This window comes from Bradyrhizobium huanghuaihaiense (assembly GCF_025200885.1).
Taxonomy (GTDB): Bacteria; Pseudomonadota; Alphaproteobacteria; order Rhizobiales; family Xanthobacteraceae; genus Bradyrhizobium; species Bradyrhizobium huanghuaihaiense.
In genome coordinates this window covers 920,296-935,058 of the sequence record NZ_CP104172.1, presented here as the reverse complement: position 1 = coordinate 935,058, position 14,763 = coordinate 920,296, and the positions used below count along the sequence as shown (strand labels likewise).

Here is a 14,763-nt window from a genome sequence, read left to right as displayed (position 1 = left end):
ACGACTCGATTTCTCATTGCGCGCAAAAGCTCCGCGGAAATTTCACCCTGTGCGCAAACCGCCCGATCTGGTTCAGCCTGTTACGAGGGGATGCTGGTCATCCATTTCCACCACATCTGCCGCGTGAGGAGTTGCGGGTCCCAGGAACGTTGATCGCGCGCCAGGGCCCGGAACTCGCGCGGCGTCAGCCCGTGCAGACGCTGGAAGGCGCGGGTGAAGCTCTGCGGATGCACGAAGCCATGCGCTTCCGCGATGTCCGAGATCGATTTGTGCCGTTGCGCCGAATCAGCGAGCGCCATCCGGGCGCGATGCATGCGCTGCTCCCCGATATAGCTCGCGATGCCGCCCGCATTCTCGAACAAATAAGACAGTTTTCGCGGGGAGATGGCGAAATGCGCCGCAATGCTCTCCGGTGTCAGTTCGGGGTTCAGCGCATGGTCGATGACATGGCGGCAGATCATGTCGAACAGCGCGAGCTGCACGCCGCTTGCGGCATCCTCGCGCACCGAGCCGTTGATCACCGTTGCCGCCAGCTCCAGCGTCGGCTTCGCCAGCGCCTCGCCCTCGCGCACGGTCAGGAGGGGCGCCCGGCGCCACAGCGCTATCAAATGATCCCGGAACATGCCGACCAGCGCGCCGCCGCCGGAGAAGATGCGCATGTTCTGCTCGTCCGGCGCGCTCAGCAGCGGCGCCAGCAGCGGACGCGGCACGAAGAGGTGGATGCTGGCATAGTCCGGCGTCTCCGTCATCTGCGGCTGCGCGCAATCGAACGTCATGAAATCGCCGGATGCACTCGACGCCGTCTGCGCGCCGAACCGCGGGCGGCAGCCGCCGTCCACATAAAACTGCAGGACATAATGGCTGACGCCGTCACGTCCGATCTGGTAGCGCGAGCGGTCGAACGATTGTGCCTGCGTCTTCGCCGAACCGAGCACGAGCGCGCCGAGCTGATAATATTCGACCCGGGCGTGGAAGCGCTCGGGGTTCTTGAGCCGGGTCTGGCCGAGGAGGCCGACCTGCTCGTGCCAGATCGCCAAAGCCTGCTTGTGCGGCGTGCCCTGCGTATCAAGTATGAAATGAGGAAGCGGCGATTGATCTGCCGCGTTGTCGTCCGCCCCCTGCACCTGACTTCCCCTTCACCGCTTACGAACCAGTGCCCCGATACCTAGTGCACGGCCGTGATCATTTCCAGATGTGTCCAGACCTGTGCCGCCTGCGGCTGCACACCCGTGACCTGCATCGAACGGCTGCCATTCTGTCAGGTCAGCTCGTCGCCGCGGGCGAGCATCTCGTTCAGCATCGACTCGGCCTTGTGCTTCAGCGGCAGCGCGCCGCTGTCGGAGGCGATCGCGATGGCGGCGCGCAAGGCAGCCAGGATCGCGGCCTCGTTCGCCGCGCCCGAGGGCGGCGTCACCATGGCCTCGCCGAACAGCGCTTCGGCCTCGAGGCCGGAAAAGCCCTGCTGGCGGGCGGTGTTTCGGGCCTCGCGCAGCATGTTCTGCGCGGCCTGGACATCGCCGAGGCGGTGGGTCGCGAGCGCAAGATAGATCGAGCTGCGCAGCACCGCCGAGGTATAGCCGACCGCCTTCGCCTCCTCGCGCGCCTCGGTCAGCATGCCGCGCGCCCGGTCGAACAGCCCCTGCTCGAGATAGGCGATGCCGAGATGGCAGGCGAGCACCGGCACGAACAGCCGGATGCCGTGCTTCTGCGCGAGGACAAAACCGTCTTCGAGGATGGCAGCGGCCGCCGCGGGTTCGTTGCGGCCGAGCTTCAGCCACCCGCCGCTATAGGCGGCAGCGACGCGGTCATAGGGACGGCCGGTCTCCTCGGCGATCGCGGCGGCCTGTTGCTGGAGCTGTTCGGCGGCGTCGAGCTCGCCCATGACGGCTTTATTGATGCCGTTCATCATGCAGCAGAGCAGCAACGCGGATTTCGGGGTCGAACCGAAAGGAGCACTGGCCTCTGGTCCCGCGAGTTGGGCGCAAGTCCGTACAAAAAGACCATCGGCCGCACGATAGCGTCCGGCAAGAAAATACACCTGGCCAAGGCCGTATTGTGCAGCATTGAGCCAGCCCGGATTGCCCCACTCCTGCGCAAGGCGCACCACGTCCTCACCGACGGTGACCGCTTCGATCGGTGTCCCGTAGAAGTTCTGTGCAGCCGCCATGACCGTCATGGCAGCGACCTTCCGGCCGATGTCGTTGATCGCGTCGGCACGGCGCTCGGCCTCCTTGCCGAGGTTCAGCCATTCGGCAATCTGACCGGACGCGATGAACGCCGCACGCGCCTCGATGCGAATATCCACGGCAGTCGCCTCCCTTGAGGGAGTCGCCGGTGTCATATCCAAGGAACCCATCGCGGTCTCGAAATAGTCAGCCGCATCGGTAAATGCCGACCGCGCCAGACATCGTCTCGCCGAAGCCCTGCCATACGTGAACGACTTGCCCCAATCCTTCGCCCGCGTGGCGTGATAGCATAGCTTGTCGGGATCGTCGGCACCGCCTTCGCTGCTCTCCAGGGCAGAAAGAACGCGCGCATGAATGTCTTCACGCACCTTTTCGACCATCGAGTCGTAGGTGACCTGTCGAACCATTTCATGCCGGAACTCCAGCGAATTCTCCAATTCGCTATCGACCCTGACGAGCAACTCGGCGCGATCAAGCGCTACGAGGCACTCCTGCAGAACATCCTCAGACAGGGCTGCGATCTTCCGGAGCATGGTCTCGTTCGATCTCGGCCCCAAAGTGGCGGCGACCTGAAGAACGGATCGTTCTTGCTTCGACACCCGATCGAGACGCGCTGCAATGACGCCCTGGATGCTGGTGGGAATGCCGAGCTCGTCGATTGGACGCACAAGTGCAAGATCGCCCCATTGGCCGCGCAGCGTGCCGCTATCTTTCAATCCGCGGCAAACCTCTTCGATAAACAGAGGAACGTTGGCAGTATGAGAAATGATCCGGCTCTTCAAATCGGCGTTCGTCGCGGAGGAGCCGAGCATGTCAGCCAGCATGGCCAGGCCCGAATCGTCGTCGAGGGGCCGCATTGCGACGATCTCGGCGTGGCAACGCGCAATCCAGACCGGCATATCATTGGGTCGCGAGGTGAAGAGCACGAGAAGACCGGCCGCCTGTAGCGACGCGATGGCGGCTACGACGACATCGCTGGCCCGGTCGATCCAGTGCAGATCCTCGAGCAGCACCACCGTCCGCTGACGATCGGCCAGGCTTCTGACGATCGCACAGCTTGCATCGGAGATTGCTCGTCCTCGAGCATGAGGCTCCAGCTCGTCCCAGTGCGGATTCGAGATCGGCAGATCGAGCACCGCGTCGAGGGCGGTTTGCTGGATCACGGACAGATCTCGCCGAGGATCCCCCGGGCTGCCGGAGCCCTTCGCTGCCGCATCCATTGCAGACAGCAAAATCCGCTTGAGCGTGCTGAAGGGCGCACCCTGAAGGTTCGGGCTGGACTCGGCATCGATCAGCCGCCAGCCGTCGGCCTTCAGCTCCTGGGCAAACTCATGCGCGAGCCGCGATTTGCCGATCCCCGCATCGCCCAGCAGCAGAACCGTCTGCCGGCTTGCCCTGGCGTTTCGGGCTGTGCGCTCCAGCAGAGCCCGCTCGGCAGTGCGATCGACGAAGCGAGAGACACTGCGCGCCCGCCGCACCCGCCAACTCGACAGGTCGCTCGCGCCTACGATCCGATAGACCGGCACGGGCTGGCTAAAGCCGCGTAGGGACTTGCTGCCCAGCGATTCGAACCGGACATGTCCCTCAGCAAGCTTTTGACAGGCTTCCGAGGCGTAGATCTGGTTCGCCTCGGCCGCCGTTTCCAGCCGCGCGGCCAGGTGCTGGGCGGCACCACCGATCTCGTAGACCTTGGAGAACTCGCTGGCGACCATGTAGGCAACGACATGGCCGGAGTGCAGGCCGACCCGCACTTGAAGACCGGGGTCACCCAGGCTTGCGACTCGCCGCACGAGCTCGATCGCCGCGTGACAGGCCATCGGCGCATGATTGTCGTCCGCAATGGGAGCGCCGAACACCGCCGCAAGCCCATCGCCCAGCTCCTTGCTGACGATGCCGCCGAACTGCCTGACCGCCCCTCTCATCGCCGCTAGCGCCGGCTCCAGGCGTGAGACCGCCTCCTCCGGGTCCAGCTCGGCAACGAGCCCGGTGGAATCGATCACATCGGCCCGAAGGATTGTGACAAACCGTCGTTCACTGTCGGGATCGGAGCGGCGCACGCCTGCACCGCAATTGGGGCAGCGGCTGTCGCCTGGGTCGATCGTCGACTGACACGCCGTGCAAAGCATTCCGTGCTCTCAAGACCTTGCAGCGGTATGGTCGGTAAGCCACTGCGAACGATGGCGACAAGATCGCTTATGAAAACCTGCTTAGCAACGGGGCATGCAGTTCATCCTGGGCATAGAGCCCCCGAGCCGGTTGCTGATCTGGACGTTTCACAGTCCCAGGTGGTAGCTTGCCAAGAGCTGCGCGAAAAAGTGGCTTTGAACGACGGGCCGCCAGGCCCTTGTTCTCGCCGTCAAGCTTCGAAGCGCTGCATATTTCCCGGGGAAGCCAAGCACTCATTGAGGGGCAGAATACATGGGCATGATCGTCTATACCGGTAAGCCATTTAAAGACCTGATGAACAGCAATTACTATCCGCTGGCGAACATGAAGAGGAGCGTGGCCAAGCTCAAGGCCTCGGAAGACATCGATCTACCGACTTTGGAGTACGGCCAGTACCACCTGATCTTGAACCCGCCGTCGAAATGGCCGCAAGGCAGTGCCAAGTACTGGCACAAGGAGAAGGGCCGGGCCCGCGTCGACCTTAGTACCCAACCCAACATGGTCCCCCTGTCCAGGGACGAGCCCGGCGTCATCCCTCTGACACGGTGCGACCTGCTCGATGCCTGCGTCCGGAAGTGCTTCAACTCCGAACCGCCGATCCCGATGAAAACCAACATCATCAGCCACGCGGCGAGCGACGCCTATGCCCATCGGCACGAGATCCGGTTGGAGTGGGAATACAAGAAGGGCTCGGATAAGCCGACGCTGCTCTATCTGACTATGGTCTGCCCGCATAAGCCTCCCAAGTCCTGATCTCGGGTCGAACCTGACGGGTCGACGGAGGAAGGTCTGATGTCATCGCCGCCGCGCCCAGCCGCGAATGCGTTGCTCGACGGACCGATCCTGCGCACACTGCTCTCGCTTGCCTGGCCGAATGCGCTTGCGTTTTTGGCCGGCACCCTGGTTGCGATCGCGGAAACTTCGTACATCGGCAGACTGGGAATCGAGGCGCTGGCGGCGATGGCGCTGGTGTTTCCTTGCGTGATGCTGACCATGAGCATGTCCGGCGCGGCCATGGGTGGGGGCGTGTCCTCGGCAATTGCCCGCGCGCTCGGCGCGGGTGACCGCGACCGGGCCGAGAATCTCGCCACGCACGCGCTTCTCATCGCGATCTTCTTCGGCCTCGTCTTCATGCTGGGGATGCTGCTCGGTGGCCGGCAACTCCTGGAGCTGCTCGGCGGCCAGGGTGACGTGCTGGCGCAGGCAACTGCCTACAGCCAGGTCTACTTCGGCGGAGCCGTGCTCACCTGGCTGGTCAATATCCTGGCCGGTGTCCTGCGCGGCACCGGCAATATGAAACTTCCATCGCTTATGATCGTCAATTCCGCGATCTGCCAGATCATCCTTGGCGGGACGCTGGGTCTTGGCTTCGGGCCTGTACCGCAATTCGGGATGCCAGGAGTCGCGACAGGATCGCTGATCGCCTATTCGATCAACATCACGGTGATGAGCTGGTACCTGTTCTCCGGCCAGGGTCGCATCGTTCCGCGACTACGCGGGTTTCGCATGCGATGGGGGTTGTTCGCCGACATCCTCAAGGTCGGCGTGGTCGCCTGCTTCTCCCCGCTGCAAAACACGCTGACCAACCTCGTCTTCACTCATATGCTGGCCGTGTTTGGGACGGCGGTCCTCGCGGCGTATGGCATCGGCGCACGGCTTGAATACGTGCTGGCGACCATTGCCTTTTCCGTAGGCATCGGCTCGGTGCCAATGATCGGCGTTGCGATCGGCGCCGGACTTATCACGCGCGCCCGCCGCATCGCCTGGACGACCGGCCTCGTAGCTCTCGTTGTCGTCGGCGCGCTCGCGAGCGCGGTCGCCCTCTTCCCGGACCCGTGGGTTCGCCTCTTCACCGACAATGCCGACGCAGATGTCGCCAGCCGCCAGTTTCTCCGAACTGTCGCCCCGTTCTACGGCTTCATCGGGCTTGCCTCGGCGATGTATTTCTCGTCGCAGGGCGCCGGCAACGTGCTCGGTCCGGTGCTGGCGCAGACGGCGCGCCTCCTCTTTATCGTTTTGGGCGGCTGGTATCTGATGTCGCGGGCGGCAACTGCCGAGAGCTTCTTCACGCTCGCAGCCGTTTCGATGATGCTGCTGGGCTTTCTCTCCTGCGCGGCGGTTGCGTTTACACGCTGGGGACCACGTACGATCGTCGCAAAGAGCCCGCTGAGCTTGGCGAGCGCCGGCGACAAGTAGCGGCGCAAGGCACACAACAAAACGCTCTCAGGTTGCTTTCGTTGACGTCGCATCTTCACGAATGATAGCGTTCGCAATGTAAGCTTGGGGGCACAAGCGCGGCTCGTCGTTGGCCGCGCTGCCGTGGAATATCTCGCCGGCACTCGTGCCAGTGCGACGGCGGAAAAATCGAGAGCGATCGATGGCGGGAATCTATGACGATCAGAACTACAAGAACCTGATGAACGGCAACTACTATCCCCTCGAAAACATGAAGAAGAGCGTGGCCCGGCTGAAGGCCTCGAAGCAGATCGACATCGAGACCATGGAATACGGCCAGTATCAGCCGATCCTGTCGCCGCTGGAGACCTGGCCGAACGGCAGCGGCAAAGTGTGGTTTAGGGCGCTCGGCCATGCCCGCCTTCAGCTCACCGCCCAGCCGAACACCACGCCGCTGTCGAATGACGAGCGCGTCGTGGTCCCGCCGACGAAATGCGCGCTGCTGGATGCATCCATCCGCAAATGCTTCAACTCGGAGCCGCCGATCCCGATGAAAGCCGACATCACGCAGCATCGGCAGGACGCACCGAACTCGGACCAGCACGAAATCCGCCTCGTCTGGGAGTACGGCAATGGCGAGGATCAGGCACCGACGCTGCTCAACCTGACCATGGTCTGCCCCTACACGACGAAGTCGCGGAAAGCGGATGTCTCAGCCGAGGCCCGGCAGGACCTCTCCGAAAAGTAAGCGGCGCCTCGGCGGCATCATCATCCGATTGGGCGCGGGCCGGCACTTTGCCGGTCCGCGTTTTTCTATTGCGTGCACGGGAAAGGCAACGACCGCGCGCGCCGCGCCGCGCCATGTCGCCCCTGTCCTGCCTCCCGTCACGGCTCTGTCGTACGAACATGATCCGCTGCCCTTCAGCGTCGGCTCCTAAGAGGACGACCGTCGCGCGACTGGACAGGGAGCGGCCGATGCCCGTGGGACTGCTGGAGGTCGAAGGCACCATCGATGTCAAACAGTTCTGGCCGGCGGGCCGGTCTGATGCCGACACGACCAAGGTGATCGTCGCCGTCGCGCCCGACGCGATCCGCTTCCGCAAGAACGACACGGCACCGTTCCAGCCGACCCACGTCTTCGAAGGCGCCAAGGTCAAGGGCCGCACGTCGACGGCGCCGATCAAGAACGGCAAGCTCACCATTCGCCTCCAGGGCATCGACGCGCCGGAGCTGCACTACATGCCGTCACCGCTCTCGGCTGCCGAGAAGAAGGGGCTGACCGATGCCAAGAAGCAGGCCTATCACGAGGTCACGCATTCCTACCGGCAATTCCTCGGCGCGACCGCGACCAAGGCGCTGCATGATTTCCTCAGCCAGGCCGGCGGGACAACGCTGCCCTGCCGCGTGTTCACCCATGTCGATGCGCCGAACGAGGTGTTCGACACCTATGGCCGGCTGGTCGGCGACATCGAGGTGACGGTCGCGGGCGAAAAGGTCGACATCAACCACTGGCTGGTCGCGCAGGGCTTTGCCTATCCGACGTTCTACTCTTCGATGAACGAGGACGAGATCACGGCTTTCCTTGCCCTGACCAAGACCGCGCGCACCAAGAAGCTGCTGGTCTGGAAGCATCTCGCCAAGACCATTGGCGCCTTCGACTTCGACCTGCGCGAGCCCAAGGCGGGCGAGACCAGCGTGCTCGCGACCGACAAGGGCCCGGTGATCCTGCCAAAGCTCTACCGCCGCACCACCAACTGGTCCGCGCGCAAGAAGGCCAAGGTGACGAGCCAGACCTTCCAGAAGTTCTTGAGCGAAGGCTCCGGCGGCAAGCCCGACACCTGCTACGAGACCGGCGACTTCCTGCAAAACGGCGTGCACTCGGCGACGCCGCGGAATTTTGCGGGGTTCGTCGAGGGCGGCAAGACGATCAAGTTTCAGCCGGAGGGGCTGGTGTTTGGCGAGGCACCGTCGACGTTGGTGGGAGCGGACGGGAAGGTGATCAAGGAGTTTTGAGGGGGGCGGGTTACGTCACGCTCTGCCCGCGCCTCATCGCGACTAGAGCTGCAAGGCGTGCGACTCCACGCGCGCCACAGACCCTCCGAGCAGGCAGCCGACAGGCCTGCTGCCCGCGAAGCCGAGGCGCACCCGGATCTCGGACAAGGCTCCCATGGCCCGCCCCTGCATGATGGTAATCCGCTCGCTGTCGCGCTCGACAAGGCCGTTCCTGAGCAGCCCGAAGGCGAGCGCCGCGGCGGCAATGCCGGTGGCAGCGTCCTCCGGATAGCCCGACGATTTCGGAAACTGCCGGGCCTCGAAGCGCCGTTCGCCCTGATGGTCCACGGCGTAGGGATAAAGACCGGTCGACCCGATCTGCCCGCAACACGCTTCGATCTGCGCGGGGTCCGGCACCAGCTCGTTGAGCGCGCCGACGCCCTTCATCGGGATGAGCGTCTTCACCCGCGAGGTGACGGCGTTCTGTATGGGCAGGTCGAGCAGATCGCGGCGCGACAGCTTGAGCACCGACAGAACGTCCTCCTCTTCGGCACGCGAGAGATCGACGACCTTGCCGACAGGCTGGCTGATCTCGACGGACGGCTCGCCCGAGCTGCCACGATCGACATAACCTGTCACCGCTCCGCTGCGCGTCTCGATGCGAACCTGATCGCCGGACAACAAGCCCTTGGCCGCGAGCAGCCACAGCGCGCCAATCGTCGCGTGACCGCACATCTCCATCTCGTGTCGCGGAACCCAGAAGCGGAAGACATAGTCAGAATCGAGTCCCGGAGCCGGCAGCACGAAGCCCGACTCATGCCCGAAGTGCCGCGCCACGGACTGCATCGCCTCGGTGGGAAGGTTCGAAGCGGCGACAACGATCGGACACGGATTGCCGCCACGCCCCATGTGCGTGAACACATTGACGAGTTCGACCTCGGTCATTGGATAGCTCACCTCACGATTGCCCCAACATCCTGAAAACAAAAACGGCCCGCATCAAGCGGGCCGTTTTCGTATCGGATCCGGTGAAATCCGAATTTGGTTGCGGGGATAGGATTTGAACCTATGACCTTCAGGTTATGAGCCTGACGAGCTACCGGGCTGCTCCACCCCGCGTTAAACCGTTGCTTTGCCTTCGCCGAAATGCCGGGGACGGTGGATGAGGGCCGGCGCTGTTCGCGTGGCTTTTCTCTTCCGTCCCAAAGGCTTCCTTGGAAGGCAATCCCGGGGCGAAGCCCGTCGGGTGCGGGGGGTATGTATCAAGGCGGGCTGCCTTTGGAAAGGGCTGCGGGGACGTTTTTTTCGACTTTATGACAGGCTGATGGACCGGATTCCGGTCGATTTGCCGTAGACTTGCCAGAAGTTCCGCAAACGGCCAGCTTGCGGCAACAAAAATCGGGGCAAACGCCTTTGAGGGGAGAACGCCATGGACCACGCCTTGGATCGTCCCTTGGATCATCCCTTGGACCGCCCCCTGATGAGCGCCGCGGTCGGAGCGCTGGAGGATGGCTTCCATGCCATGGTCGCGCGGTCGCGGGGCCGAGCCGGCCGCGACGCTGACCGAGCGGCTCGACCGGCTGGCGCGGCTGCGCACTGTGGTCGCCGACAATGAAGAACGCTTCCGGCAGGCGATCTCGGCCGATTTCGGCCACCGCTCTTCGGTCGAGACCACCATCGCCGAAGCGATGATGGTCTACAGCGAGATCCGGCATGCGACAAAACACCTGAAGGGCTGGATGGCGCCGCAGCGCATTGCCACCGCGCTGCAATTCCTGCCCGCGCGCAACCGGCTGATGGCGCATCCGCTCGGCGTCGTCGGCATCATCGCGCCCTGGAATTATCCGCTGCAGCTGACGCTCGCGCCCGCGATCGGCGCAATCGCCGCCGGCAACCGAATCATGATCAAGCCGAGCGAGCTCTCGCCGCACTTTTCCGCACTGCTGAAGGAGACGGTGGCCGCAAGGTTCGATGCGACCGAAGTGCTGATCACCGGCGTTGAGGACGAGGTCGCAAAGGCGTTTGCGAGCCTCCCCTTCGATCATCTCGTCTTCACCGGCTCGACCCGGGTCGGGCGGCTGGTCGCGGAGGCCGCGGGGCGCAATCTGACGCCTGTCACGCTCGAGCTCGGCGGCAAGTCGCCGGCTATCATCGATGCCTCGGCAGATCTCGAGGAGGCCGCCGAGCGCATCGCCTACGGCAAGCTGCTCAATGCCGGGCAGACCTGCATCGCGCCGGATTACGTGCTGGTGCCGGAAAATTCCGTGCAGGCTTTCGCCGAGAAGGTGCGCGCGCAGATGCGGCGCATGTTCGGCGCCGATCCCGCCAGCAGGGACTACACCTCCATCATCTCCGACCGGCATTATGCGCGGCTGGAGGGGCTGGTCGCGGATGCCGCCCAGCGCGGCGCAAAGATCCTGCAGCCGGCGAAGGCGGACGATCCCAACTGGAAGGCGCATCGCAAATTCCCGCCGACGCTGATCCTCGGTGCGACCGAAGCCATGGCGGCGATGCAGGAGGAGATCTTTGGGCCCGTGCTGCCGGTGCTGGGCACTCGCGATGCGAACGAGGCGATCGCTTTCGTCAATGCGCGCGAGCGGCCGCTGGCGCTGTACTGGTTCGGCAAGGACCGCATTGCCCGCGACGAGGTGCTGGCGCGCACGGTCTCCGGCGGCGTCACCGTCAACGACTGCCTGTTTCACTTCGCGCAAATCAACCAGCCGATGGGCGGCGTCGGTGCATCCGGCAGCGGCGTCTATCACGGCGAATGGGGTTTTCGCACCTTCAGCAAGCTGAAGCCGGTGTTCTATCGCTCGAAATTCAACCGCCTCGCCGATCTCTATCCGCCCTATGGCGGCAAGATCGCGCGGCTGGAGAAGCTGATGCGGTTGATGTCGTAGCTGACACGAACACCGTCATTGCGAGCGCAGCGAAGCAATCCAGAATCCCTCCGCGGCGACAGTCTGGATTGCTTCGCTTCGCTCGCAATGACGAGAAGAGGGACAGGGGGAAACAGCATTGACCGACACATTCGATTTCGTCGTCGTGGGCGCGGGCTCGGGCGGCTGCACTGTCGCAGGCCGGCTGTCGGAGGATGCGGCCACATCCGTCGCGCTGCTCGACGCGGGCGGGCGGAACGACAATTGGCGGATCACCACGCCATTCGGGCTCGCTTTGCCGTACGGCGCGGCCAACTGGGCGTTCGATACTGTGCCGCAGAAGGGATTGAACGGCCGTATCGGCTATCAACCGCGCGGCAAGGGCCTCGGCGGCTCCTCGGCGATCAACGCGATGGTCTACATCCGCGGCCACAAATGGGACTACGACCACTGGGCCGCGCTCGGCAACGCGGGCTGGTCGTATGCGGACGTGCTGCCCTACTTCAAGCGCTCGGAGCACAACGCCGATTTCGACGGCGAATATCATGGCAAGGGCGGCCCGCTGCACGTCAACAGACTGCGCTCGGACAATCCGATCCATGACGTCTTCCATCAGGCCGCGCGCGAGGCGCAGTTCCGCATCCGCGAGGACTTCAATGAAGAGGACCATGAAGGGCTCGGCAGCTACCAGGTGACGCAGCGCAATGGCGAGCGCTGGAGCGCGGCGCGCGCTTATCTGCAGCCGCACATGGACAAGCGCGCGAATCTGCGGGTCGAGACGGGGGCGCAAGCAACCAAAATCCTGTTCGAAGGAGACCGCGCAGTCGGCATCGAATATGTGCAGGGCAGGCAGACAAGGCAGCTGCGCGCCCGCCGCGAGGTGATCCTCGCTGGCGGCGCCTTCCAGTCACCGCAGCTGTTGATGCTCTCGGGCGTCGGCGACGGCAATGCGCTCGCCGAGCACGGCATTGGCGTCGTCCATCACCTGCCGGGCGTCGGACGCAATCTGCAGGACCATCCGGATTTCGTGTTCGTCTACGCCTCCGACTATCCGCACTTCGTTCACTCGTCCCTTGGACGGCTGCCATCCCTGCTGCGCGCGATCCAGCGGTACCGCCGCGAGCGACGCGGACTGATGACCACCAATTTCGCCGAGTGCGGCGGCTTCCTGAAGACGCAGCCCCACCTCGACGTCTCAGACATTCAATTGCACTTCGTCATCGCGATGCTCGACGACCACGGCCGCAAGCGTCACAAGGAAGCGGGCTTCTCATGCCATTTCTGTCTGCTCAGACCGAAGAGCCGCGGCAGCGTATGGCTGAAAAGCGCCGATCCGCTCGCAGCACCCATGATCGATCCGAACTTCTTGGGTGAGGCGGAGGATCTCGAGGCGATGGTCGCCGGCTTCAAGACGACACGGCGCCTGATGGAGACGCCGGCGCTGCGCGCGCTGCAGAAGAAGGACATGTTCACATCCGATGTGAGAACGGACGACGACATCCGCAACGTTCTGCGCGAGCGCGTCGACACCGTCTATCATCCCGTCGGTACCTGCAGGATGGGCACGGATGCGATGGCCGTGGTCGATCCCGCGCTGAAGGTGCACGGGGTGGAAGGCCTGCGCGTCGTCGACGCCTCGATCATGCCGACGCTGATCGGCGGCAACACCAATGCGCCGACCATCATGATCGGGGAGAAGGCGGCGGATATGATCAGGGCGGAGATGCGGGCGAGTTAGGCGATCGTCGTCCCGGTGAATTGCGACAAAGCCGCGTCATTCTCCGCTGTCGTCCCGGCGAAGGCCGGGACCCATAACCACAGGGAGTGATTTGGCGAAGACTCGGGGTTACCGATCTCGTACCACACCTCTGCCTGTGGTTATGGGTCCCGGATCTACGCGCGCCTGAGGGCGCGCTTGTCCGGGACGACAGTTGGGCTCAATTCAGCAAGAACCCGCCATCCACCGTCACTACGCTCCCCGTCATATACCGCGACGCCTTCGACGCCAGCAGCAGGATCGCGCCGTCGAGATCGGATTCGGCGCCGACGCGGCGCTGGGGGATGCGTTTGGCGAGGCGCTCGCCTGCGGGCGTCGACCAGAAGGCGTGATTCATTTCGGTGTCGATATAGCCGGGCGCGAGCGCGTTGATGCGGATGCTTTGCCCGGCAAGCTCCAGCGCCATCGCTTTGGTCGCCTGGATGATGCCGGCCTTGGAGATCGCGTAGGGCGAGACCGCCTTCAAGACGCCGGTGCCGAGCACGGAGGCGATGTTGACGATGTTGCCTTCCTGCTTGCGCGCGATCATGCGGCGGGCGATTTCGGTCGCAAGGAAATAGGCGCCCTTGAGATTGGCGCCGATCACGGCATCCCAATCGGCCTCGGTCTGCTCGGTCGCGAGCTTCTCGATGGCGATGCCGGCATTGTTGACCAGCACCGTGACGGGACCGAGCGCAGCTTCCGCCGCATCGACAGCCTTCGCGATCGAGGCAGTGTCGGTGACGTCGAGCGCAACGGCGGCGGCGCGGCCGCCCTTGCCGCGGATTTCGTCTTCCAGGCTCTTCAGCTTATCCGTCTGCCGCGCGGCGAGCGCGACAGCCGCGCCATGCGCTGCCAGCACCCGGGCAAACTGCCGCCCCAGCCCCTGGCTCGCGCCCGTGACGAGAATGGTTTCTTTACTGACGTCGAATAGGTCTGACATGACGATGTCCTTGCGCGCAACCCTGCTGTTTTGGAGCCATCAATACAGACGATTTTAACGATCTGAAACCGGAATGACCGGCCCGGCGTTCATTCGTTCCATCTAGTCAGGGTTGTGGTCATGAACAGTTTCGATCTCGCCGTCTATGCCGCGCTCGCCGTCGCGGTGGGCCTGGGTTTCAGGACCGGTCTGCTCCGCAGCGGCATGACCATCCTCGCTTATCTCATCGCCGCGCCGATCGCGGTCGCGCTGATGCCGCTGATCGCGCCGCAGATCGCAGGCAATCCGAACGCGCCGCTGCTGCAGAACTGGATCTGGTTCTTCGGCATCTTCGTCGTCGTCGGCATGCTGTTCGGACATATTGGCCGCTTCGTGTTGGACGACACGGTCGGCGAGGCCGGAATCGCCGACCGGCTCGGCGGCGCCGCGCTCGGCGCCGTCAGGGTCGGCCTCGTCGCCACTACGCTGGTGCTGGTGTTCGACCGGATCGTGCCGGCGAACCACCAGCCGCCATTCCTCGCCGGCTCGCATCTGCGGCCGTTGTTCTCCACGGTCGGCCAGATGGGTTTCAAGTCACTGCCGCCGGAGGCAGCGTCCGTGATCGACCGGCTCAAGCAGGAGCGGCGGATCTAGCGCGCATTTGCATCGCCGCGCCGAGCGCCATGC

At 64.0% G+C, this 14,763-nt stretch carries 10 protein-coding genes, 1 tRNA gene and 1 pseudogene; 7 read left to right on the top strand and 5 right to left on the bottom strand.

Annotation, left to right across the window (positions count from 1 at the left end; genetic code table 11):
* Positions 1 to 80: 80 nt before the first annotated feature.
* Together N2603_RS04335 and N2603_RS04330 are read right to left on the bottom strand one after the other, a co-directional pair.
* A complete protein-coding gene (locus N2603_RS04335; RefSeq protein ID WP_260387816.1) occupies positions 81 to 1,124 on the bottom strand; it encodes an AraC family transcriptional regulator in 1,044 nt (347 codons plus the stop codon).
* A 134-nt stretch (positions 1,125 to 1,258) separates the two neighbouring features.
* Positions 1,259 to 4,312, bottom strand: coding sequence for an ATP-binding protein (locus tag N2603_RS04330; protein ID WP_260387815.1), 3,054 nt, complete (start codon positions 4,310 to 4,312; stop codon positions 1,259 to 1,261).
* A gap of 292 nt (positions 4,313 to 4,604) precedes the next feature.
* On the opposite strand from N2603_RS04330, the gene N2603_RS04325 reads away from it, so the two are divergent.
* The 4 genes from N2603_RS04325 to N2603_RS04310 all read left to right on the top strand — a co-directional run bounded on the left by N2603_RS04325 (position 4,605) and on the right by N2603_RS04310 (position 8,540).
* The gene (locus N2603_RS04325) at positions 4,605 to 5,105 is read left to right on the top strand and encodes a hypothetical protein (RefSeq protein ID WP_260387814.1); all 501 of its coding nucleotides are present in this window, start codon (positions 4,605 to 4,607) and stop codon (positions 5,103 to 5,105) included.
* 39 nt (positions 5,106 to 5,144) lie between these two features.
* Positions 5,145 to 6,548, top strand: coding sequence for an MATE family efflux transporter (locus N2603_RS04320; RefSeq protein WP_260387813.1), 1,404 nt, complete (start codon positions 5,145 to 5,147; stop codon positions 6,546 to 6,548).
* Between the two features lie 181 nt (positions 6,549 to 6,729).
* Complete coding sequence (locus N2603_RS04315; protein WP_260387812.1) at positions 6,730 to 7,275, top strand: hypothetical protein; 546 nt, start codon at positions 6,730 to 6,732, stop codon at positions 7,273 to 7,275.
* Positions 7,276 to 7,502: 227 nt separating this feature from the next.
* Complete coding sequence (locus tag N2603_RS04310; protein WP_260387811.1) at positions 7,503 to 8,540, top strand: thermonuclease family protein; 1,038 nt, start codon at positions 7,503 to 7,505, stop codon at positions 8,538 to 8,540.
* A gap of 42 nt (positions 8,541 to 8,582) precedes the next feature.
* On the opposite strand, the gene N2603_RS04305 is transcribed toward N2603_RS04310, so the two are convergent.
* Together N2603_RS04305 and N2603_RS04300 are read right to left on the bottom strand one after the other, a co-directional pair.
* Positions 8,583 to 9,464: a PhzF family phenazine biosynthesis protein gene (locus tag N2603_RS04305; RefSeq protein WP_260387810.1), complete on the bottom strand. Its 882-nt coding sequence runs from the start codon at positions 9,462 to 9,464 to the stop codon at positions 8,583 to 8,585.
* 97 nt (positions 9,465 to 9,561) lie between these two features.
* Positions 9,562 to 9,638: transfer RNA gene (locus tag N2603_RS04300), tRNA-Met, on the bottom strand.
* A gap of 310 nt (positions 9,639 to 9,948) precedes the next feature.
* Here N2603_RS04300 and N2603_RS04295 point away from each other — a divergent pair.
* Positions 9,949 to 11,419, top strand: a pseudogene (locus N2603_RS04295) (coniferyl aldehyde dehydrogenase).
* 118 nt (positions 11,420 to 11,537) lie between these two features.
* The gene (locus tag N2603_RS04290; RefSeq protein ID WP_260387809.1) at positions 11,538 to 13,136 is read left to right on the top strand and encodes a GMC family oxidoreductase; all 1,599 of its coding nucleotides are present in this window, start codon (positions 11,538 to 11,540) and stop codon (positions 13,134 to 13,136) included.
* 199 nt (positions 13,137 to 13,335) lie between these two features.
* Here N2603_RS04290 and N2603_RS04285 read toward each other — a convergent pair whose 3' ends face one another.
* Positions 13,336 to 14,097, bottom strand: coding sequence for an SDR family oxidoreductase (locus N2603_RS04285; RefSeq protein WP_260387808.1), 762 nt, complete (start codon positions 14,095 to 14,097; stop codon positions 13,336 to 13,338).
* Between the two features lie 120 nt (positions 14,098 to 14,217).
* Here N2603_RS04285 and N2603_RS04280 point away from each other — a divergent pair, with 120 nt between their 5' ends.
* Positions 14,218 to 14,730: a CvpA family protein gene (locus N2603_RS04280; RefSeq protein WP_018643345.1), complete on the top strand. Its 513-nt coding sequence runs from the start codon at positions 14,218 to 14,220 to the stop codon at positions 14,728 to 14,730.
* The last annotated feature ends 33 nt before the right edge of the window (positions 14,731 to 14,763 follow it).